General features: G+C 67.5%; 22 protein-coding genes. 10 read left to right on the plus strand and 12 right to left on the minus strand.

Going from position 1 to position 21777, the window contains the following annotated elements; translation table 11 throughout:
• The first annotated feature begins 26 nt into the window (after nt 1-26).
• Nucleotides 27-434: a hypothetical protein gene (locus P1K32_RS08655; protein ID WP_276249338.1), complete on the plus strand. Its 408-nt coding sequence runs from the start codon at nt 27-29 to the stop codon at nt 432-434.
• A gap of 52 nt (nt 435-486) precedes the next feature.
• Here the strand turns inward: P1K32_RS08655 and P1K32_RS08660 are convergent, their stop codons facing one another.
• Together P1K32_RS08660 and P1K32_RS08665 are read right to left on the minus strand one after the other, a co-directional pair.
• Nucleotides 487-1590, minus strand: a complete 1104-nt coding sequence (locus P1K32_RS08660; protein WP_276249339.1) for a tRNA (guanine(26)-N(2))-dimethyltransferase — start codon at nt 1588-1590, stop codon at nt 487-489.
• Nucleotides 1591-1899: 309 nt separating this feature from the next.
• Nucleotides 1900-3582, minus strand: coding sequence for a histidine kinase N-terminal 7TM domain-containing protein (locus P1K32_RS08665; RefSeq protein WP_276249340.1), 1683 nt, complete (start codon nt 3580-3582; stop codon nt 1900-1902).
• 463 nt (nt 3583-4045) lie between these two features.
• On the opposite strand from P1K32_RS08665, the gene P1K32_RS08670 reads away from it, so the two are divergent.
• Nucleotides 4046-4393, plus strand: a complete 348-nt coding sequence (locus P1K32_RS08670) for a hypothetical protein (RefSeq protein WP_276249341.1) — start codon at nt 4046-4048, stop codon at nt 4391-4393.
• A gap of 279 nt (nt 4394-4672) precedes the next feature.
• On the opposite strand, the gene P1K32_RS08675 is transcribed toward P1K32_RS08670, so the two are convergent.
• The 7 genes from P1K32_RS08675 to P1K32_RS08705 all read right to left on the minus strand — a co-directional run bounded on the left by P1K32_RS08675 (nt 4673) and on the right by P1K32_RS08705 (nt 9960).
• Nucleotides 4673-5407, minus strand: a complete 735-nt coding sequence (locus tag P1K32_RS08675; RefSeq protein ID WP_276249342.1) for an acetoacetate decarboxylase family protein — start codon at nt 5405-5407, stop codon at nt 4673-4675.
• On the minus strand, nt 5407-6252 hold the full coding sequence (locus tag P1K32_RS08680) for an SDR family NAD(P)-dependent oxidoreductase (protein WP_276249343.1): 846 nt from the start codon (nt 6250-6252) through the stop codon (nt 5407-5409). The genes P1K32_RS08675 and P1K32_RS08680 overlap by 1 nt, the downstream gene beginning before the upstream one ends.
• A gap of 297 nt (nt 6253-6549) precedes the next feature.
• Complete coding sequence (gene hisH / locus P1K32_RS08685) at nt 6550-7200, minus strand: imidazole glycerol phosphate synthase subunit HisH (RefSeq protein WP_276249344.1); 651 nt, start codon at nt 7198-7200, stop codon at nt 6550-6552.
• Nucleotides 7201-7714: 514 nt separating this feature from the next.
• On the minus strand, nt 7715-8302 hold the full coding sequence (locus P1K32_RS08690) for a uracil-DNA glycosylase (RefSeq protein ID WP_276249345.1): 588 nt from the start codon (nt 8300-8302) through the stop codon (nt 7715-7717).
• A gap of 25 nt (nt 8303-8327) precedes the next feature.
• Nucleotides 8328-8891 carry an endonuclease dU gene (locus P1K32_RS08695; protein ID WP_276249346.1) on the minus strand — a complete coding sequence of 188 codons (564 nt, stop codon included), beginning with the start codon at nt 8889-8891 and terminating at the stop codon, nt 8328-8330.
• Complete coding sequence (locus P1K32_RS08700) at nt 8888-9079, minus strand: DUF5786 family protein (protein WP_276249347.1); 192 nt, start codon at nt 9077-9079, stop codon at nt 8888-8890. Before P1K32_RS08700 ends, P1K32_RS08695 begins: the two co-directional genes overlap by 4 nt.
• A 161-nt stretch (nt 9080-9240) precedes the next feature.
• A complete protein-coding gene (locus P1K32_RS08705) occupies nt 9241-9960 on the minus strand; it encodes a ThuA domain-containing protein (RefSeq protein ID WP_276249348.1) in 720 nt (239 codons plus the stop codon).
• Between the two features lie 738 nt (nt 9961-10698).
• Between P1K32_RS08705 and P1K32_RS08710 the strand changes: the two genes are divergently transcribed.
• Both P1K32_RS08710 and P1K32_RS08715 read left to right on the plus strand, forming a co-directional pair.
• Nucleotides 10699-11307, plus strand: coding sequence for an MBL fold metallo-hydrolase (locus P1K32_RS08710; RefSeq protein WP_276249349.1), 609 nt, complete (start codon nt 10699-10701; stop codon nt 11305-11307).
• 50 nt (nt 11308-11357) lie between these two features.
• Nucleotides 11358-12242 (plus strand): hypothetical protein, encoded by an 885-nt coding sequence (locus P1K32_RS08715; protein WP_276249350.1) that lies wholly within the window; start codon nt 11358-11360, stop codon nt 12240-12242.
• Nucleotides 12243-12384: 142 nt separating this feature from the next.
• Here P1K32_RS08715 and P1K32_RS08720 read toward each other — a convergent pair whose 3' ends face one another.
• A complete protein-coding gene (locus tag P1K32_RS08720) occupies nt 12385-12534 on the minus strand; it encodes a 50S ribosomal protein L40e (protein ID WP_220588446.1) in 150 nt (49 codons plus the stop codon).
• Nucleotides 12535-12615: 81 nt separating this feature from the next.
• Between P1K32_RS08720 and P1K32_RS08725 the strand changes: the two genes are divergently transcribed.
• Nucleotides 12616-13677, plus strand: coding sequence for an enolase-like domain-containing protein (locus P1K32_RS08725; protein WP_276249351.1), 1062 nt, complete (start codon nt 12616-12618; stop codon nt 13675-13677).
• A 156-nt stretch (nt 13678-13833) separates the two neighbouring features.
• Here P1K32_RS08725 and P1K32_RS08730 read toward each other — a convergent pair whose 3' ends face one another.
• A complete protein-coding gene (locus P1K32_RS08730) occupies nt 13834-14343 on the minus strand; it encodes a DUF367 family protein (protein ID WP_276249352.1) in 510 nt (169 codons plus the stop codon).
• Nucleotides 14344-14470: 127 nt separating this feature from the next.
• Here P1K32_RS08730 and P1K32_RS08735 point away from each other — a divergent pair, with 127 nt between their 5' ends.
• From P1K32_RS08735 to P1K32_RS08745, 3 genes are all read left to right on the plus strand, one after another.
• Nucleotides 14471-16228 (plus strand): redoxin domain-containing protein, encoded by a 1758-nt coding sequence (locus P1K32_RS08735; protein ID WP_276249353.1) that lies wholly within the window; start codon nt 14471-14473, stop codon nt 16226-16228.
• Entirely contained in the window at nt 16221-16610 is a 390-nt protein-coding gene (locus tag P1K32_RS08740; protein WP_276249354.1) for a nuclear transport factor 2 family protein, read from the plus strand. Before P1K32_RS08735 ends, P1K32_RS08740 begins: the two co-directional genes overlap by 8 nt.
• 153 nt (nt 16611-16763) lie before the next feature.
• Nucleotides 16764-17219: an NUDIX hydrolase gene (locus tag P1K32_RS08745; RefSeq protein WP_276249355.1), complete on the plus strand. Its 456-nt coding sequence runs from the start codon at nt 16764-16766 to the stop codon at nt 17217-17219.
• Here P1K32_RS08745 and serS read toward each other — a convergent pair.
• Nucleotides 17216-18598 (minus strand): serine--tRNA ligase, encoded by a 1383-nt coding sequence (serS, locus tag P1K32_RS08750; protein WP_276249356.1) that lies wholly within the window; start codon nt 18596-18598, stop codon nt 17216-17218. The genes P1K32_RS08745 and serS overlap by 4 nt on opposite strands.
• A 220-nt stretch (nt 18599-18818) precedes the next feature.
• On the opposite strand from serS, the gene P1K32_RS08755 reads away from it, so the two are divergent.
• The gene (locus P1K32_RS08755) at nt 18819-19724 is read left to right on the plus strand and encodes an MBL fold metallo-hydrolase (RefSeq protein ID WP_276249357.1); all 906 of its coding nucleotides are present in this window, start codon (nt 18819-18821) and stop codon (nt 19722-19724) included.
• A gap of 107 nt (nt 19725-19831) precedes the next feature.
• Nucleotides 19832-21712 (plus strand): cation:proton antiporter domain-containing protein, encoded by a 1881-nt coding sequence (locus tag P1K32_RS08760; RefSeq protein ID WP_276249358.1) that lies wholly within the window; start codon nt 19832-19834, stop codon nt 21710-21712.
• The last annotated feature ends 65 nt before the right edge of the window (nt 21713-21777 follow it).

The following is a 21777-nucleotide window of genomic DNA, read 5'->3' on the forward strand; positions in this document are numbered from 1 at the left end:
ATATCTCGCCACCCCGACCTCCGCCCATGGAGAGGGCGATACGGACGGGGACGATGCAGGTGACGGCGCTGTGTCTCGTCGCCGCCGGGATACTGCTCGCGCTCGGCGCCGCCGGGGTCCCCGGCTCGCTGCCGCTGCTCGGCCTCCTGCTCGCGCTGTCAGCGGGGCTGTACTACACGCGGCCCGACGCCCGTATGGGACGGGTGGCGGGTATCGACGTCGACAGCCTGCTGTCGACCCTGTGGCTGGCCCCCGCGCTTGCGGCGCTCGCCGTCGCCTTCGAATCGACCGCCTCGCCCGCGGAACTCCAGGCTCTGGGCGGACTCGTCGGGCTGGCTGGGATGCTTAACTACTTCCTCCGGCCGATGTACCTGCTTGCCTACTCGCTCGTCGAGGCGGTCCAGAACCGGGGCAGCGGGTCGGCCGACCGCTGACGGTCGGCTGTCGCCGCGCTGTTCGGCGCCGACAGTCCGGCGTCGACGGTGCCTACGCCGCGGTCGCCTCGCGTATCTCACCCACGTCGGCGTCGGTTTTGAACGATGTGCCACTGTAGTGCGTTCGCGATGCCTCGTAGCCCGCCGCCCGCAGTTTCTCGATGAAGGTGTCCATCGCCTCGGCACCGCGACCCCAGCGCTTGCACAGGCGGTGCTGGTCGTAGTGGGTCGGGGTATCGAGTTCGGCCGCCAGCGTCCCACACAGCTCCCGGGCCTTCTCGGCGGTCCCCATCTCCTCGGTGACGTGGTCGGCGACCGACCGGACGAACTCGGGCTCGCAGCTCCGGGCCAGCCAGATGGGGCCGGCGGTCTGGACGTGCTCGCCGCAGTGGGGGCAGGCCGCTGGGGCGTCCGCGATGAGGCCCCGTTCGGACTCGCGCCAGAGACAGCGCTGGCAGTAGTAGACGTGCCCCAGCTCGTCGATGCAGTCGTTGGCCACTTTCGCGCCGTGGTCGAACTCGAGGTAGGTGCGGACGTAGTGACTCGTGGCGTGCGAAAGGATAGGTCGGGCGGCGATGTCGTAGCGGGCGGCGGTCCGGACCATCGCTCCCAGCAGGACTCGCAGCCCCATCTCCGCGTGGAACTCCGTGTTCCGGGGCACCGCGCCGTAGCTCCGGACGCCGCTCTCGAAGTGGGCGCCACACAGCGGCGCAGTGTCGGTCGCGGTCACACAGAGCAGGTGTTTGGTGCCCTGGATGGCCGCGTCGGCGAACGGAATCGGCGTCCCGAACGGGTCCAGGTCCACCACGTCGAAGGCTTCGCTGTGCATGAGCACGTTGGCGTTCTCGTGGTGGACCGTCCCGTCGAGGCCGTTGTCGTCGAGGTTCTCGCGACAGAGCGCCACGGCGTCGTCGTCGACGTCACACAGGCTCGTCTCCCAGCCGTCGGCCGCCGCACGGACCCCACGGATGCCGCTGGCCGCGGTTGCGTCGAGATACGTCTCGACGCGGGGCGTTCGCTCCCGGTAGGCCCGCAGTGTCGCCACGGTCAGGTCCCGGTTCAGCTCCTGGACGGGGTTGAAGAACACGTCGGCGCCCTTCCCCGCGTCGGGCTGTTCGGGGACCGTCACCGCGACCTGCCCTTCGCTTACGCGCATACCTGAGCGTGCTCACGGGGGCCCGTAAGTCGTTCGAAGGTGCGCCAGGAGTATCCGTTTCTGTGGGTGGTTCAACTAACAACGATACGTACAGCCAGAAAGCCCCACCCAGCGCTGTTTGACCAACCGGCTACGGGTGGGACTGAAAGGGGCGTTCGCGGGCGGCACAGCCGCCCGCGAGCTCGGGCGACCTCCGGTCTCCCGGTGGCCTGCTACACGAAGGCGAGCGACGCAAGCACGCGAACGGAGTGAGCGCGCACAGCGAGCTCCCCGAGTGTAGCAGCCCGGGGCTTTCTGGCTGTTGACAACCTAGTCATCATCGGGAGCAGCAACGGCCGGGTCACTAGCCACGGGAATCCTGACCGTCACCGTCGTTCCGTCGCTCGTGTCGAATTCGAGGTCGGCCCCGAGCGTCGTCGTCGCCCAGTTGACGAGCCAGAGCCCGATGCCGCTCCCGTGGGACAGCGCCGTCTCCTCGCCGCGGTCAAGCACGCCGAGTTCGTGGTCGGGAATCCCGGGCCCGTCGTCGCTGACCGAGAGGGCCGCTTCGTCGCCGTCGGTCGCCGCCCGAACCGTCACCGCTGTGCCGCCGTGCTGGAGAGCGTTCTCGACGAGGTTCTCGACGACGACGCCGAGCAAGACTGGCTGGCTCCGCACCGTCAGGTCGTCCGGGACCGCGACGGTCACCGCCCCGTCGTTGTCGGCCGACAGCGAGTCGACGGTCTCGGTGACCATCTCGCGAACCGGGACGGGTTCGAGGTCGGCGTCGTCAGTGCCGGCCGCCGAGAGCGTGCGGGCCTTGTCACCCGAGGCGACGAGCCGGTTGACGGCCCGCTCGATGGTCGCGGCGTGGTCGGCCTCGTCGCCGTCGAGCGTCTCCGCGAGCAGCTCCGCACGGGCCTGGATGACGACGCTCTCGTTGCGGACGTTGTGTCGCAGGAACCGGTTCAGGACCTCCAGACGGCGCTCGCGGCGTATCTCGTCGGTGATGTCCTGGAAGACGACGGTGTAGCCGAGCCGGCTCCCGCCGCCGTCGGTGAGTTCGGTCTGCTGGAGCTTGTACTCCCGGCGGCGGCCGCCGTTTGCGACGCCAAAGCGGTCGTCGTCCTCCCCGGGGACGAACCGGTCGCCCTCGACGTGCTCGTCCAGTGGCTCGGTCAGTACCGACCGCTTTGCGACCCCGAGCATCGTCTCCGCGGCGGGGTTGCAGTTCACGATGCGGCCCGCCACGTCGACGATGGCCACCGGCGTCGCGATGTCATCGATGGCCGCCCGCTCGCCGGCGCGGCGCGTGGCGGGGTGGAACTCGAACATATCGCTGCCGAGGAAGGCGTAGGCGTCCAGCACCAGATGCGGGAGGAACGCGAGCGTCGTCAGGTTTACCGCCGGCCCGATATCGAGCGCCCACACCAGAACCGCAAGGCCCGGCGGGATGGGGCTCAGGCCGACCGCGATTGCCTCCCGGCGGTACAGCGGGCCGTAGCTGAGGACGGTGTCGAAGACGAGCATCGTCCCGAAGGAGACGAACAGCATGGCCGCGAATATCGCCAGATAGCCAAGCGGCTGGATGGCGTAGCTGACGATCGTCCCAGCCGTGGCCGTCGACACGACGGTTTCGGTCCACAGGAAGCCAGCCCGCCCGTTCGCAAGCGCCAGCACCGTCACGCCCGCCGGGACGAGCGCCGTTGCTCGAAACGCCGCACTCTCCAGCGTCTCTTGCCGCCCGGTGTACCCCAGCGCGAAGCCGACGAAGACGTAACCCAGCCAGCTGAGACAGCCCCACGTTATCGCCTCCAGGGCGAGCCGAACCGGTGGATTCGACGTCAGCAGTGCCGTGCCGTAGACCGCCGACCAGACGGTGATGAGTCCGATGGTCGCAACGAACCACCTCGCACCCGGCTTTTCCCAGTGCTCGCGGAGCTGTGCCAGCAGATACAGCGACCCGACTCCCGACGCGAACGACCCCAGCGCCACCCACGGCACGTCGGCCATGAATTAGACAGGGACTCCGGCCTGTTGATGCTTCCGGGCCAGCAGCGGCTGTCGACGGATTCATAGCCGACATGAACGGTCTGCAGGTCGCCCCAACAGCGAGTGAGAACAGCCAGAAAGCCCCGAGACGCTCGGGTCGGGGGGCTCGTTGTGCGCGCTCGCTTCGCTCGCGTGCTTACGTCGCCCGCCTTCCCCGAGCGTCCCGCCCCTTTTAGTCCCTCCCGGCGCTCTTCGACCAACCGGCTATGGGTGGGGCTGAAAGGGGCGGTCTGCTACACGAAGGCGGACGACGCAAGCACCGCAGGAACGAGCGTAGCGAGTGACGAGGAGCACAGCGAGGCCCCCGAGTGTAGCAGACCGGGGCTTTCTGGCTGTCGTGAACCGAATCTGCTGCGTGGACAATCCCAATTCACATTCTTCCTAGAGCCGACGCTGTTTTGTCGGGGCTATCCGTAGCGAGCGTGTGACCGCCGTCGAGGAGTGGGTGGCCCGATTAGCCGACGCCGGGGAGTTGACCCCCGACCTAGTGACGGCTATCGTCGACGTCCACGGCGACCGGGGCCGGCGGGCCATCGAGGCCGTCGGTGAGAGTCGCGTGAAAGGGTACCGGGACTTCATGGTCGTCGTCGGTTACAAGGACGAGTACATCGTCGAGGACGGCCAGTGTGACTGTGCCGACGCCGAGTACAACCTCGACCGGGATGACCCCGAACAGCTCTGCTGGCACGCTATCGCGGTGCGTATCGCCGACGCCATCGACGCCATCGACCACCACGACATGTGGTACTCTGACGTCCGGGATTTCCTCTAGAGATCCTTTTTCTGCGTCGGGTGGACTCGCTCCGCTCGTCCACCGCTCCTTGAAAAACGTTCGCGAAAAAGGCCGGACGCTCACTTCGCTCGCGTCCGGTGTCCTGCGGGAGCACCGCGACCGCAGGGCTCGAAAGACGAGCGAAGCGAGTCTTTCGGTGAACCGACGACTTCGTCGTCGGATGCTCCTCCAGACAGCCTCCCCTTCCCCGTCGGCGCTCGGCTGCGACAGCCGTCGCAGCCCTCGCGCCCGGCCACCGCAACCGCCGACCGCCGCCGCTCACGCCACCGGCTGTCCGGCGCCGTATGTCACCTCGCCTTCGAAGGCAAACTGTGCGAGCGAGCGGTCGCCCAGGTCCAGGTCCCGCAGCGTCGCCGAGCGGTCGTGGGTCCCGACCAGCACCTCGAAGTCCCTGGAGAGCGGTCGGACGCCGACGCGGCCGTCGAAACTGACCGGAAGCGCTTCGAGCTGTCTCTCACGGACGGCGTAGCTGGTGGTTCTGTGACTGGCAGGCCAGCTCCGGGGGCGGGCGATGTCGACGGTGAGGACGTGGTCGCCGTCCTCGACGACGCTCGTGGTACGCCGGCCCGCCTCGTCGTGGTGGCTGATACGCGCGACGGTCTTGGGCAGCCCCCACACCTCGTCACCGAGTGCGCGGGCGGGCTCGGTCGTCACCGGCAGCGAGTGGACGTAGCCGCCGTACTCGCCGGTCGCGAGCGGGGCAAGCGGTCGGGCGGGCGACTGTGGCGTCGCCGAAAGCACCACGGCGAGTTCGTCGTAGGGTCGCATGGTGTCGTCGCCGATGCGGTGGTATTCGACGGCCAGCACCGTGACGAGACCCCGGCTCGGCGTGACGCGAACGGGCTCGAGGTCCTCGGGGAGCAGGGCGGCGACGGCGTCGCTGTCGGCGGGGAGCAGTAGTCCCGTCACCGTCGCCGCCGTCTCAAGCGGGACCGTCACCGTCTGGCCCGTCGAGAGCGCCACGTCGGCGTGTTCCTCGTCCGCTTCGACCATCAGACCCACCCGCGAAGCTGCGTGCTCACCCGGCCGAACCATAGCTGAATCGGGTCGGCGAGCCGCGGCGGCAACCACTTGGTCAACTGGGCGACTCTCCCGGACGGCCCGACCGGATATCGGGCACGCGGCTCCGGGTCGGTCGCCGCCTCGAGGACGTGCTCGGCGACCGCTTCCGGCGGCTCGGCAAGCGGCTCGCATTCGAGTAGCCAGCCGTCTTCGAGGGCCTCGTAGGTCGCGTCGTACTCCGGGGTCCGCTCGTCCGGGAGCTTCGAGCGGGCGTGTTCTGCGAAGTTCGTCTCGCCCCACGCGGGCTCGACGAGCGCGACGTGGACGGCCGGATTGTCGGCAAGCTCCATCCGGAGCGCGTCGGTCATCGACGACAGGGCGGCCTTGCCGGCGCAGTACGCGCCCAGTCCCGAGTACGCACACTTCGCGAGGATGCTGGAGACGTTGACGATGCGGCCGCCGCTGTGGCGCATCTCCGGCAGTACGGCCTTCGCGAGCCGGTGTGGGCCCGCGGCGAGCACGTCGAACATCGCCCGGACGTCGTCGGTCGCCACGTCCTCCGTGGGTCCGGGCGCGGCGTAGCCGGCGTTGTTGACCAGACAGTCGATGCCGCCGGTTCTCTCGGTTATCTGGTCGACGACGGCCTGGCACTGCTCGTCGCTGGTCACGTCCAGTTCGAGACAGCGACAGCGCTCGCTCACCCGCTCGGGCAGCGGCGTCTCGACGTCGGTCGCGTAGACGGTCCACCCCGCCTCGGCGAAGGCCAGCGCCGTCGCGGCACCGATGTCGGAGCCGGCACCGGTCACGAGGCCCACTTGTTCGTCGTCGGCTGTCATACTCGCGGCCACTCCCGGCCGACACAAGAATCCACCTCTGTCGCTGTTTTTCGGCCCAGACCGCTACCGACGCGGTACAGTCCCCCTTACCGCTGCTCGACGCAGTAGTCGACGTAGTTCCGGAGAATCTGCAGCCCGGTCTCGCCCGATTTCTCCGGGCCACCTTTTTCGGCCTCGGGCCTCCTCGCTCACTCCGTTCGCTGCGGAGACCACTCGTTGAAAAACGTGGGCGAAAAAGGCGCGAATCGCCGATGGCGATTCGCGTGAAACCGCGCCTCCGGCGCGGTACAGTCCCCCTTACCGCTGCTCGACGCAGTAGTCGACGTAGTTCCGGAGAATCTGCAGCCCGGTCTCGCCCGATTTCTCTGGGTGGAACTGGGTGCCGAAGACGTTGCCTTCCTCTGAGGCGACGATAGAGGCGAAGTCGGTCCCGTAGTCGGTGGTGGCGACGACCGCCTCCTCGTCGTCGGGGACGGCGTAGTAGGAGTGGACGAAGTAGGCGTAGTCCCCGTCGATACCGTCGACGAGCGGGTGGTCGCGCTGGACGTCGAGTTCGTTCCAGCCCATATGGGGGACCGTCTGGTCGCGCGAGAAACGGACGTTCTTGCCGGGGACGAGCGCCAGCCCTTCGGCGTCGCCCTGGCCGGCGTGGTCGGCCTCTTCGCTCGTGGTCAGCAGCATCTGCATCCCCAGGCAGATGCCAAAGAGCGGCGTGCCCGCCTCGGCCTCTTCCTCGAGTGCGTCCCGGAAGGGGCCGGCGTTGTCCATCCCCTCGGAGAAGGCTCCGACGCCGGGCAGAACGATACCGTCGGCGCTACCAAACTCCGCCGGGTCCGCCGTAAGCCGCACCTCGGCGCCGGCCCGCTCCAGCCCGCGGGTCACGCTCCGGAGGTTCCCGAGCCCGTAATCGACGACGACCACCTCTGCGGTGGTCTGTCTGGCGTTCATACGCCGCGTTACGCCAAGCCCGGCTAAGTGGCTTCCCCTTCGGACAGGTGTTGCGGCTAGTCGTTGTCGTGCCTCTTTCGGGGACGATTTCCGCTGCGAACCCGACAGCCCAGCTAGCAGCGAGAATTAACAGCATCGCTGCAAACAGCCAGAAAGCCCCGGCGTGCTACACTCGGGGGTGGTTCGAGAGAGCAAAGCTCTCTCGTCATCCCGAAAATCTCGGATTTTCGGAGAACTCGCTGCGCTCCTCACTCGTTCACTACGTTCACTCGTTGCGGTGCTTACGTCGTCCGCCTTCGTGTAGCCCGCCGCCCCTTTCAGTCCCACCCGTGGCTGTTTGACCAACCGGCTACGGGCGGGACTGAAAGGGGCCGTGCGCTCGGCGAAGCACGGCGACGTAAGCACTGGAAGGAACGGAGTGACTGAAGCGCGCAACGAGCCGCGCGAGTCGAGCGCACGGGGGCTTTCTGGCTGTTCAAACTCGCATCCTGCTCGCTAACCGCCGCGATTCACCCTAATAGTCGCCCAATCGCTTCTGCCCGCTCTCCCCATCAGTAAATTCGGCGGCCTTCTCCAGCGTCGATTTGAACGTCTCCTTCTGGCTGGGGTCGTACAGCGTCGCGGCCGGATGGACGCAAATCATCACCGGCTGTGGGCCGCTGTCGACGGTCATATCGCTCACGTCGCCGGCCTCGGCCGTGACGGCCACGTCCCGCTGGAGTAGGTGCTCGCCGGGGACCTTCCCGAGCGTGACGACGAGCTCGGGGTCGACGCGCTCGATTTCGGTTTCCAGATAGCCTCGACAGTTCGCCAGCTCCTGCTTGTGCGGGTCGCGGTTCTCCGGCGGGCGACAGCGCACACAGTTGGTGATGCGCACGTCGCCCCGGTCCAGCCCGACCTCGCGCAGGGTCTCGTCTAGCACGTCGCCGCTGCGGCCGACGAACGGTTCGCCCTGCTCGTCCTCGTTGGCGCCGGGGCCCTCGCCGACGAACAGCAGGTCCGCGTCGGCCGGGCCGACGCCGTTGACGATCTGCGAGCGCGACGCACACAGCGCCTCGCAGCGCTCGCACTCGGTCACGGTGAGCCCGTCCATGTTGCTCATGGCCGGCGGTTGGGCCGGCGGTGTATCAAGCGCAACGGTCCCGCTCGACTGCCACCGCCCGGGCCGCGAGCCGGGCCACGCGGAGCGGCTCCGGTCGGCCACCAGTGGGCGTGTATGCTCGGACGACGGCGTCGGCCTCGTCCGCCTCGAGCCCGACGCTGCGGACGAACACCGTGTCGTCGTTGACCGACAGCTCGCGACGGGCGGGCTGGGCGCGGTAGGTCGCCAGACGGTCCGCGATGGTGTCATCGCTAGCAAACGCGTCACGAATCGCGTCGGCGAGGCCGGGCGAGGCCTCGAAAGAGACAGAGAGGGTCGCCAGCCCGGTGTGGTCGTGGATGGCGTGGAGGTCGAGCAGGTTGAACCACGCCGGCGCGATGCCGGACAGGAAGAGATAGCCGAGGTCTTCGCGGTCGAGTCGGTCGAACATATCGCAGACGGCGACCGTCGCGTCGCTCCCGCCGACGGTGCAGGTCCCGAAGACGAAGCCGTCGACCGCCCGGTCCGCGCGGACGACCGCCCCGGCGAGGTGACTCCGCTGGTCGCGGTCCGACGCTGCGATGCCCAGTGCGCGCCGCCCCGGTTTCACGTATTCTTCTTTTCGTCCTCCTTGATGTCTTTCAGCCGGTCGAGTAGTTCGTCGTTCGACGCGGTGAACTCGAATTCGACGTCCCCCTGATGGGCGTCCCCCTCAGTGTCGAGCCCATCGTCGTCGTCGAAATCTGTGTCATACTCCTGGTTCTCCTGTTCCGACTCGTCGTAGCTCCCGAACCCCATTGTATGAACAACTATGTAGTTCAGGGTCAAAAATCTCTCGGCGAAACCGGCAGACGGCATTCGCGTGTGCGCGCACGAAGCACGCGCGCGAGTGAGTAACGCCGGCCTACCGCGTGTCGACGTTCGCCGGCCTGCTGCGCGGCGCGTCGCCGCTCGTTGGCCTACCGCGACTCCGGCGCGTCGACGTTCCGGTTCCCGCCGTGGGCGTCGGCACCGTCACTCGGCGCGGCCCAGCGGACGGCGTTGTCAAGCACCCGCTGGATGTCCTCGCGGTGGTAGATTGGGTAGGTCTCGTGGCCCGGCCGGAAGTAGAAGATGCTGCCACGACCGCGTCGGTAACAACAGCCCGAGCGGAACACCTCGCCGCCCTCGAACCACGACGTAAAGACGAGGCGGTCCGGTTCCGGGATGCCGAAGGGTTCGCCGTAGGTCTCCGTCTCGTCGATGACGATGGAATCGCCAAGTCCGTCGACGATTGGGTGGCCGGGGTCCGTTATCCAGAGGCGCTCGCGCTCGTCGCCCTCGCGCCAGGTCAGGTCACACGGCGTCCCGAGCAGGCGGGTGAAGGGTTTCGAGGCGTGGGCCGAGTGGAGGACGACGAGGCCCATCCCTTCCTGAACTCGCTCGACGACTCGGTCGACGATAGCGTCGTCGACCTGGTCGTGGGCGGCGTGGCCCCACCAGAGCAACACGTCGGTGTCGTCGAGGACCGCGTCGGTGAGCCCGTGTTCGGGCTCCTCGAGTGTCGCCGTCCGTGCGTCGTGGCCACGTTCGGCCAGTGCCTCCGCGATGGTTGTGTGGATGCCGTCGGGGTAGACCTCGGAGACGGCGTCGTCCTCGCGCTCGTGGATGTACTCGTTCCAGACCGTGACTGATGGCATGGACGTGCTTCGGTGGGGGCGTGACTAAAGGTAGTGCTTGCTCGTGGTAACCGCTACCGTACTGGTCTGTGGCACTTGGAAGCCCTCACCCGCTCGACGCGGCTAGTAACCGTCTGTGATAGCTACTGCCCTCTCCAGTGGCACTTGGAAGCCCTCACCCGCTCGACGCGGCTGTGCGGGATATCCTCGCTGCGCTCGGATAGGGCCCGCGCACCCGCGTCGACCGGATTCGCCCTTCCAGTCCGCCAGGCTCCACTCCGCTGGCCTGCCCTTCCCCGACTCAGCCGATGAAACGGCTTTGCGGCCGGGAGTGCGCTCTGTCGCACGACCCGGGGAAGGGCAGGTGCTGCCTGGTGGACTGAAAGGGCGAGGCTGGTGGCGGGCGCTGTGGCGGCACTACCGAGCGAAGCGAGGTATCCGTCACAGCGCCCGCGAGCAGTCGAGGGCTTTCGGGGAGTGAGTAGTTCCGGTGGTAGCTGTGGAAGCAATCGCTAGCGAGCAGTCGAGGGCTTTCGGGGAGTGAGTAGTTCCGGTGGTAGCTGTGGAAGCAATCGCTAGCGAGCAGTCGAGGGCTTTCGGGGAGTGAGTAGTTCCGGTGGTAGCTGTGGAAGCAATCGCTAGCGAGCAGTCGAGGGCTTTCCGGGTGTGAGCAGTTAGAGTAGGAGTGGCGGGAATATTGACTGCTAGCGAGCAGTCGAGGGCTAGACACTCTTGCGCGTCCCGCCACTGGCGGTATATATGGAGGTCCACAACGTCACCGCCGACGCAGAGACGTTCACGTGCAACGCCTACCTCGCGCTGGGCGAGCGACCTACGCTGGTCGACGCGGGCGGGTGGGAGGGCGTCGTCGACGCCATCCGCGAGCACACCGACACCGTCGACGCGGTCGTGTTGACCCACCAGCACGGCGACCACGTCCAGGAGCTCGGGCGCGTCCTCGAGGCCTTCGACGCGGAGCTGTACGCCTACGCCGAGCATCCCGACCGGGACCACGCACTCGAAGATGGGGACGAGGTGCTGGTCGGCGACGAGACGTGCGAGGTCGTCTACACGCCGGGCCACGCCGACGACCACGTCTCGCTGGTCTCGTCGAACTCCCTGTTCTCGGGCGATGTGGTGGTCCACGACGACGGTGCCTTCGAAGGGGGCTCGTTCGGCCGGACCGACCGCCCCGGGCAGTCCCGCGAACGGGAGATAGAGAGCATCAGGGAGCTGCTCGACCGGATGCCCGACGGCGTCGAGGGGATGTACTCGGGCCACGGTGGCGTCTTCCACGGCGACGTCCGCAGTATCGTCGAGAAAGCGCTAGCGCGGGCCGAACGGCGCGAGCCGAAGTATCCAGAGTAAGTCGCCGATATCGCCGTAAGCTTCTACATATCGGAAAATAAGGGTAGCCCATGCATCGGCGGACACTCGCCGGGTCGGGTCTGGGCGCTGCCGGGCTCGTTCTGGCCGGCATCCAGCTCACCCACGCGATACAGCAGACGGACATTCCGGTGGCCATCGCGGTCGACGCCCTCCCCTTCGTCGCGATGGGGCTGGCGCTGGTCTACGCCGGCTACTGGCTGGCCCGTGACGACGCCTTCGAGGCGACGGCGACGCGGGTCGTCGTCTGGGGCGCCGGCGCGACGGTGGCCTTCGCCGCCGTCGCTGCGCTCTTGCTGTTCAGCCAGCAGGTGACGATGGGCGGGCTCGACCGGGCCGCCTTCCTCACCGTCGACATCGTCACCGTCGGCGCGCTGACCGGCGTCCTCGTGGGCCTGTACGACGCCCAGAGCCGACGCCGGCTACAGGAACTCGAGACCGAGCGCGACCGGGTCGAGGCCTTCGGCCGGAAGGCCGCGGACGTGAACAACTACGGTCGGGCCATCGCCACCGCGGGCAGCGACGACGCCATCGCCGCCTACATCACCGAGGCCATCAGCTCGCTGATGGGTATCGACGAGACCGCGGTGTTGCGGGTGCGTGACGACGAGGCCGAACTACTCTCGAACACGGTTCGGACTGCGGGCGCGGAGCGGGTCGCGGAACTCGCGCGGGCGGTCCGGGCGGAGCCACGGGGCGACGTGGTCGCCCACGGGCGAGCGCCGCCGGTCGACCTGGGCGAGACGGTCAGCGACGTGCTGACGGCCGTCGTCACCGAGCACGACGAGACGACCACCGTCGTGGTCGCGGTCGAGACGAGTGGGACGGCGACCGACGAGCGCGACCGGAAGCTGCTGGAACTCGTCGTCGCCCACGCGACCGTTCGGCTGGAGAGACTCGGCGCTCAGCCGGCGTAGTGGCGAGGAATCGACCAACGGGAGATTCCTCGAGGCGGAACGGAGCGGGACCGGAGGTCCCGCAGGCAGTCGGGCGGCTGTGCCGCCCGACGACGGTGAACCTAGTGAGCCGTGTAGCGGAAAACAGCGAGTACCGAGAAAATTACGCGCTACGGGTCTCTTTGGCCTTCGGGCGGAGGTTACCGTAGCCGCATTTCCGGCACTGCTGGGCGCGCTGTGGGTTGCGGGCGTTACATCGCATGCAGATCTGCTTGTTCAGAATCCGGTCTGACGCTTTCTCGAAGCTGGCCATGCCTGCCGGTTCCCTGTCTGGGCGTTTAAGCTTTGAGTTTTTCACCCGCCCGGTTTTCAGGCTGGCCCACCTCGTTCCGGTATGTACGACCGCGTCGCGGACCTCCCGCTCACCGTCGAGGACTGTGCGTTCGAGCTGCGCGAACGAGCGACCTCCAGCGGCTTCGACCGGGTGACGACCACGATAACGCTCTCGGGGAACGGGGAGACGGGCCGGGGCGAGGACGTGACCTACACGAACGCGGCTCACCACGCGCTGGTCGAGCACGACCTCGACCTCGCCGGCGAGTATACGGTCGAGGCGTTCTCGGCCGCCCTCGACGACGCCGACCTGTGGCCCGACCCACCGGAGGAAGAGCGGTTTCGCCACTACCGCCGCTGGGGGTTCGAGAGCGCGGCACTGGACCTGTCGCTCAAACAGGCCGACACGTCGCTTGGCGAGGCGCTCGGGCGGGCGTACGACCCCGTCGACTTCGTCGTCTCGACGCGGCTCTCGGACCCCGACAGCGACGACCCGCCGACGACCGACCGGCTCGACGCCCTACGTCGGATTCACGCCGACCTCGCGTTCAAGCTGGACCCGACGCCCGAGTGGGACGACGGCCTGCTGGAATCGCTTGCCGACTACGACGTGCGCGTCCTCGACCTGAAGGGACTGTACGAGGACGAACGCGTGAGCAACGACCCCGACGCCGACTTCTACCGACGGGTCGCCAACGCCGTGCCCGAGGCACTGCTGGAGGACCCGAATCTGACCGAGGAGACCCGCCCCGTCTTCGATGGGCGTGAGGAGCGTGTCACGTGGGACGTGCCCGTCACCGGCGTCGAGAGCATCGAGAATCTCCCCTTCGAGCCGAGCGTCCTCAACATGAAACCCTCCCGGTGTGGCAGTGTCGAGTCCGTGCTCGACACCATCGCCTACTGCGAGCGCGAGGGCATCCAGCCGTACGGCGGCGGCCAGTTCGAACTCGGTGTCGGCCGGGACCACATCCAGGCGCTGGCGTCGCTGTGCTATCCGGACGCCCCAAACGACGTGGCGCCGGGCGGCTACAACGACCCCGAAGCGGGCGTGGGGCTGCCGGCCAGTCCGCTGGCGCCGCCGGCCGAGCCGCGGGGTATCGGCGTCGGCTTCGGTCGACCCTGAAAAGTGAAGCTGAAGTTACATTAGTGGCGACGTGGTAGCTCCACCCATGTACTGTCCAGCCTGTGGCACCAAGATAGACGACGAACTCGAAGCCCACGCCCGACACGCCTGTCCGTACTGCGAAGCGGGGCTGCTCGAACCGACGGCCGGTCGCGCCTAGTCCTCGACGAGATAGTCGTCCTGCACGTCGACGACCTCGGTCGAATCGGCACAGTCGGCGTACCGTTCGAGGGGTTCTTCGTTGAGTTCGAGGAAGGTGTGGCCCCAGGAGAACTTCGAGAGGATTTCTTCGGCGTGGTCACGCTCGCCCAGGATACAGAGCGCGCCGGCAAAGGCCTCCACGGTGTTGAGCTGGAACGGGGTGCCGTAGTTGACCGGATTCCCGGCGACGAGGAAGGGGAGCGACCGGTGGATTCCCTGGAGGTCAAAGGCCTCGCGCTCGGCGGTCTCCCAGGAGCAGTCCAGCGCGACCAGGCGGTCGTGGCGCGCGCCCGAACCCATGGCGTCGGCGGGTGAGAGCGCCTGGTCGGCGAAGGGGTTGCAGACGATGCCCGGCGGCGTCGAGCGGGTCGCCCGGTGGAGCTCGGCCAGGTCGAAGCGGGCGAGCTTCCGGGCGCTGCACTTCTTTGGGTCGTCGTCGCCCTCGTAGCGAACGTGTAACTCCACAGCGGGCGTACCGGGCCAGCGGGCAAAAGGCGCTCGGTACCCCGTCGACCGGCCGGCAGCGGTGAGGGCCGTTTTGTCGTTCGATTTGGCAGCCACAATTAAGTACTGACGGGTCATTTACCGGTGTGTGCTTTCCGAGGGGGCCGACGCTCCGGGGTTCGAACTACCGGCGCTAGTCGACGGTTCGAAGCGCCGTGTCGCGCTCTCCGAGTATCTCGGTGACGACGTGGTTATCCTCGCCTTTTACCCCGGGGACTTCAATCCCGCCTGCGACGAGGAGTCCTGTGACCTGGACGAACTCGACCTCTTTACGATGCAAAAGGACGTGACTATCCTCGGTATCAGCCCCGATTCGGTGTACAGCCACGGGGCGTTCGCCGAGCGCTACGACCTCAAGATTCCGCTGCTTTCGGATACGGACGGCGAGGTCGCCGAGCGCTACGACATCGGCCTCGTCGACGACATCGGCCAGCGACTCGTAGAGCGGGCCGTCGCCGTCGTCGACCACGACGGGACCGTCACCTACAGCTGGAGCACCGACGACATGACCGAGCTGCCACGCGTAGAGGAGATAAAAGACGCGCTGGCCGAGACGGGCGGGGACGACACTGCCTTCGCCCGCTATCGGGTCGGCTACGCCCACTACACGGAGGGGCGCCGCTCCTTTACCTCGGCGATGGAGAGCTTCCAGAACACGGAGTGGGTGATGGCCCAGCACGACTTCCAGCAGGCCCGCGAGGAGTTCGAGGAGGCCGCCGACCGGTTCGACACCGCCGTCCGCTTCGTCGACGACGACGCGCTGGTCCCCATCTACGAGGGGGCAAACGAGAAGGCAACCGCGCTGTGGCAGGCCGCCGACTGGCTGACCCGGTCGGCCAGTGCCTACTCCAGCGGGAGCGGCAGCAAGGGCCAGGAACTCAGGGACGACGCGGAGGTTCCGCTGGCGACGGTCCGGGAGTACGAGGAACCCCCGGACCCCGACGGCGAGTGGCCGCCCGAGATGGAGAACCTGGAGAAGGCCGAGAGCGACGACCACAGTATCCTGCCGACGGAGCCCGACGTCGAAGACGCCGCCCTGGACCTCGATATCGACGACGCGGACGACGAGCCGACCGACGCGGCCCCGGACCCCGAGGAATCCGCCGACCCCGCAGAGCAGGCGGCGGCCTCGGCAGCGGGGACCGACGCGGCGCCGGCGACCGACGACGACATCGACGACGACGAACTGGCTGCGATTCAGGCCGAACTCGCCGCCAACAACCCCGAGTCAGAACCCTCGGTCGAGGAGCTGACCGAGGAATCGACGTCTATCGTCGACACGCCGCCGATGGGTGTGTCGGACGATGAGACCGAGTCGGCGGCGGCCGAAACGGCGGAGGCCGTCGACGGTGGTCCCGAGGAAGCGACGGCTGTCGGCGACACGCCGGCGACGGCCGGAGACACAGCGTCGGCGGACGAGCGCGAGGACCCGGCCGACGCGATGGACGAGTCACCAGACAGCGACCCGGCCGGTGAGAGCGATTTGGACGCGCCAGCCCAGGGCGGCGACGAGGCCGAGACGGCCGACGGGGCGGCCGGCGACGCTGCCGTCGCAGTCGAGGAGGCCCCAACCGATGAGTCGAGCGAGGGGCCGGCGGTGAGGGCCGACGAACAGTCGGACGGAGCGGCCCCCGATTCGGCGCCGGCGATGGCGACCGACGGCAGTGACGACGCAACTGCGAGGGGGAGTGACGGAACAGACGCCGGTGAGAGTGACGAAGCGGACGACGGCGGGCCGGAACTCCAGCTCGAACTGGCCGAACCGGACCCCGACCCAATCGACGGCGACGGCCCGCCGATACCCCCGGCCGAGGAGTCAGACGGGGAGTCCGGTTCGGATGAGTGAGCCGCCGACGGCGCCGGTCGAGCAGGCGCGGGCGTACTACCGGGCGATAGACGGCGGCGACTACGACCTGTTGGGTGCCTTGCTCACCGAGGCGTTCGTCCACGACCGTCCCGACCGGACCATCGAGGGCCGCGAGCGGTTCGTCCAGTTTATGCGCGAGGAGCGACCCCAGACCGACACGACCCACCCCGTCGACACCGTGTTCAGCGAGGGCGGGGGTGAGCCAAACGGAGCGGGGGCCTCGTCCGGCGACCGGTCGGACGGCACCGTCGCAGTGCGTGGGCGCCTGCTCGACGCCGACGGCGAGCCTATCGTGGGCTTTGTCGACGTCTTTTCGTTCGCCGCCGGGCGTATCGACCGCATCGAGACGTATACTCGTTGACCGGGACAAGACATATACCGGACCATCCGCGACAGTAGGTACTGCGTATCATGTGTATAGACACCATACCACGACCGGGCGACGGCTCGCGACCGACCCGACGAGCGGGTAGGAACCGAGTAGCTATGTCCCACAGACCGGAGTGATGTGTCCATGGTGAACGGGTTTACGTCGCGACAGGAGTACACGGCCGAGACGGTTGCCGGGCGCTACCAGCCCCGCTCAGGGGCGAAAGCACTCGTAACCAGCGACCGCGCGGTACTGCTCGTCAGGGAGCGCCACAGCGACGGCACGCCGTTCTGGACGCTCCCCGGCGGCGGCGTCTGCGCCCACGAGACCCCCACGGAGGGGTTGCGCCGGGAGCTGGTCGAGGAGCTCGGCTGTCGGGCGCGTATCGACGAGCCCGTCTCGACGTTCTGGTACGCCCACGACAGCCTGGCGGCGTCGGTGTCGGTGTACACGGTCTTCGACTGTGACCTGCTCACCGAGCCGGCGCCCAACCCCGCCGAGGGGGTCTTCGAGGCCCAGTGGGCCGAGCCCGGCGCGCTCCCGCCGGCGACGCTCCCGCAGGTCCGCTATCTGTGTGCGAACGCGGTCGCGAGCGACTAGTCCCGCTCGCCCGCGCCGACGGCGCTCTCGCCGATGGGCGCCGACCCCTCGATGGCTTCTTGACCGCCCATGTAGGGCCGCAGTGCTTCGGGGACGGTGACGGTGCCGTCCTCGTTCTGATAGTACTCCAGGATGGCGACCATCACGCGAGGGACCGCGAGCCCGGAGCCGTTCAGCGTGTGGAGGTAGTCCGCGGACTCGTGGCGCTCCGGTCGGTAGCGAAGCCCCGCGCGCCGGGCCTGGAAGTCCTCGAAGTTCGACACCGAAGAGACCTCCAGCCAGCGACCGCCCACGTCGGGGCCCTCCTCCATGTCGTCGCCCGGTGCCCACACCTCGATGTCGTACTTCTTGGCCTGGGTGAAGCCCATGTCACCGGTACACATATCGAGCACGCGGTAGGGCAGCCCGAGTTCGTCGAGCACCGAAGCTGCTTCCTCGAGCAGCGACTCCAGCCGGTCGTAGCTGTCCTCGGGCCGGACGAAGTTGACGAGTTCGACCTTGTGGAACTGGTGGACGCGGACGTATCCGCGGGTCTCGGTACCGTGTTCGCCGGCCTCCCGGCGGAAGTTCGGCGAGAACGCCTGGTGTTTGACGGGGAGGTCGTCGTCGAGCAGAATCTCGTCGCGGTACATATTCGTCACCGGGACCTCCGCCGTCGGCAGCAACCACAGGTCATCCTCGTCGATGTCGTCGTCCTGCCGGGCGCCGACGCGGTAGGCGTCCTCGTCGAATTTGGGGAGCTGCCCCGTCCCCTCCATCGACGCGGAGTTGACCGGGATGGGCGGCAGAATATCGGCGTACCCCTGCTCGCGGTGGAGGTCGAGCATGAACTGGACCAGGGCGTGTTCCAGCCGGGCGCCCTCGCCCTTGACGAACTGGAAGCCGCCGCCGCTGACTTTCGCCCCGCGCTCGAAGTCGAGGATGTCGAGTTCCTCCCCGAGGTCGTAGTGGGGGACGACGTCGTCGGGGAGTTCACGCAGGTCCGAAAAGCCCTCGCGGTAGCGCTCGACGTTGTCGCTCTCGTCCTCGCCCGTCGGCACCGACTCGTGGGGGACGTTCGGAATCTCGAGCAGCGCGTCCTCGAGCTGGGACTCCAGTTCGTCGGCCCGCTCCTCGACGTCCTGGAGCTCTGCTTTGAGTTCGCTGGAGCGGGAAATGGCCTCCTGCGCTTCCTCCTCTTTGCCCTCCTGTTTGAGCTTCCCAATCTTCGAGGACACCTCGTTGCGTTCCTGGCGCAGGCCGTCGCCTTTCGCCTTCAGCTCGCGCCACTCCTCGTCGATAGCCAGAATCTCGTCGAGGTCCACGCCCGTGACGCCCTTGCGCTCGATGGCGTCCCGGACCGTCTCGGGGTTCTCCCGGACGAACTGTCTCGATAACATGGTCGGCGGTTCTCGGGGGCGGAAATTAGGCGTGTCGGTCCTAGCATCTATGGCTGTGTGCGTCGTCTATGGATTTGCTACCGTTCAGAACAGCCAGAAAGCCCCGAGGTTAGCGTGCCGGGGCTTTCTGGCTGTGGTCAATCGCGGTCACACGAACAGTTGTCTCGGATCTACCCACCCCTAGCACAACCGTTTTCCACGCCGGCAGTCACGCTCTAGTATGGCAATTGGTGACGTGTACGACGCCGAGGACTGTGCGGACGTCCACTACGTCGACACCGGGATGTACGACGTGCCCGAGTACGGCTCCGTCTACATCGTCGACGCCGAGCGGCCGGCGCTCGTCGATACAGGCATCGGCGCTCGCTACGAGACCCTCCTCGAGGCGATGGAGACGGTCGGCGTCGCCCCCGAGGACCTCGAGGTCATCGCTATCACGCACGTCCACCTCGACCACGCCGGCGGCGTGGGCTATCTCCTCTCCGAGTGTCCCGACGCGACGGTGTACGTCCACGAAATCGGTGCGCCCCACCTCGTCGACCCGACGCGGCTGTGGGAGGGGACCAAGCAGGCCGTCGGCGACCAGGTACAGTACTACGCCGAGCCAAAGCCGGTCCCCGAGGAGCGCATCGTCGAACTCACCGATGGCGACGCTATCGACCTGGGGGACCACCGTCTCGAGGCCCACCACGCGCCGGGACATGCGCCCCATCAGGTCATCTTCTACGACCCGGCCATCGACGGCGTGTTCACGGCCGACGCCGCGGGGCTGTTCACTCCCTCGACCGACGAGGTCAACGTGACCAGCCCGCCGGTGAACTTCGACCTCGAGGGGGCGCTCGAGGACGTCGAGACGATTCGGGAGCTCGACCCGGAGACGCTGCTGTACGCCCACTTCGGCACCGAGCCGACGGGCGACCGACTCGGCGAGTACGCCGAGAAGCTGGACGCGTGGGTCCAGACAGTGCGCGAGAAGCGCGCCGAACTCGAGGACGACGACGCCGTCGTCGACCACTTCGTCGAGACCGTCGAGACGCCCGCGGTCTGGGGCGAGCACAAGGCCAGCGAGGAGGTCGCGCTCAACGTGCGGGGTGTGCTCGTCATGTTGGACCGCCAGGAGAGCTGAGGCGGACTCTCCGCAGCCAGACCCCGACTACCGAACCGTCGTCTGAGACCGAACTGGCGGCCGGATGACGGAACTTATACAACGGCCGCTCTTGGATTGCGTGTACGATGGCCGCAACGGAGCTGTTATTGCTTGTCGCGGGCATAATCGCGATCGGCGTTATCGCGCAGCTGCTCTCGAGTCGGCTTCAGGTCCCAAGTATTATCTTCTACATCGCTGCCGGGCTCGCGCTGGGTGAGCCCGGGCTGGAGATTCTCACGGCAGAGACGTTCGGGAGCGGTCTGCAGACTATCGTCGGCATCGCCGTCGCTATCATCGTCTTCGAGGGCGCGTTCCATCTCAAGATAGAGCGAATCAAAGAAGCGCCACAGGCCGCGGTCCGCCTGGTGACTATCGGCGCACTCATCGCGCTTGCGGGGACCGCCGCCACCGTCAAGTACGCCTTCGGCGTCCCGTGGAACCTCTCGCTGACCATCGGCGCGTTGCTGGTCGCGACCGGCCCGACCGTCGTCACGCCGATTCTCGACGTCGTGCCGGTCAGGGACCGGGTGGCGGCTGCACTGGAGACCGAGGGCATCATCAACGACGTCACCGCGGCCATCCTCGCTATCGTCTTCTTCAAGACTGTCAACCCAGAGGCCGTCGCGGAGGGGTTCCTGAACGCCTTCTTCAGACGGCTCGGCACGGGACTGCTCGTCGGGATTCTCGTCGCCGCCATCCTCTACTACCTGATTCGATACATCGACCTCTCGCCCGACAGCGCGCCCCGTAACGCGCGACTGCTGGTGCTTGCCGGCGCGCTGGTGGCCTACGCCGTCGCGAACTGGCAGGCCACCGAGGCCGGCGTCGCCGCCGTCGCCGTGGCCGGGTTCCTGCTGGGGAACGCCGATATCCCCTACGAGGCCGATATCGAGGACTTCAAGGGCGACATCACCTTGCTCGTGCTGTCTTTCGTCTTCATCGCGCTAGCGGCGCTGCTCGAGATAGACGTACTCGTCGGGCTGGGGCTCCCGGGACTGGCCGTCGTGGCCGTCGTCGCGCTGGTCCTCCGGCCGATTCTCGTGTTCATCTCGACGATGGGCGACCGCTTTACGCGGGAGGAGCGCGTGTTCATGAGCTTCGTCGGCCCGCGGGGTATCATCCCGGCCTCGGTCGCGACGCTCTTTGCGGTCGAGCTCCGAATCGCCGCCGAGGAGCTGAACAACCCAGTACTGGCCGAGCAAGCGAGCATACTGCTGGGCGTGGTCTTTCTCACTATCTTGCTGACGGCGGTCTTCGAGGGCGGTCTCGCCCGACATATCGCGGAGAAACTGGACGTGATACCAATGCGAGTAATCATCGTCGGCGGCGGACAGGTGGGCCGAGCGCTCGCCACGCGCCTCGAAGACAGAGGCGAGAACGTCGTCATCATCGAGGAGGACGAACAGGTCGTCGAACTCACCCGAAACGACGGGTTCAGCGTGAAGGCGGGCAACGGGACGGACACGGACGTGCTCCGGTCGGCCGGGGCAGAGAACGCAAAGACCGTCGTGGCCGCGACCGGCGACGACGACGCGAACCTGCTGGTCGCCCAGCTGGCGAACTCGAAGTTCGACATCGACCGAATCATCGCCCGGGCGAACAACCCCGACAACGTCGAGGCCTTCGAGGACCTCGGGGTGCGGACCATCTCCTCGGCGATGGCGACGGCGTGGGCCATCGACAACCAGATCGAACGCCCCGCCATCGCCCACTGGATGACCGACGTGGGCCGGACCGGCGACGTCCAGGAGGTGGAGGTCAAGAACCCCGACCTGCTGGGCAAGTCTGTCAGCGACGTCGGCCCGACGCTCCCCGAGGCCTGTCTCATCGCCCTGGTCAGCGGCGGCGACCACAAGGAGGCCGAGGTCCCCACCGCAGACTACGTCCTGCAGGAGGGCGACATGGTCACGCTGCTTGGCCGCAAGGAGTCGGTGCGAGACGGCATGAAGCTGGTCACCAAGACGTAGCCCACTGGGGCCACACGCTGGTTCGCTTCGCTCGACCCCGTCGCCACACCCAACCACAGCGTTAT

Origin of the sequence: Haloarcula rara (genome assembly GCF_029338235.1) — an archaeon.
Classification (GTDB): Archaea; Halobacteriota; Halobacteria; order Halobacteriales; family Haloarculaceae; genus Haloarcula; species Haloarcula rara.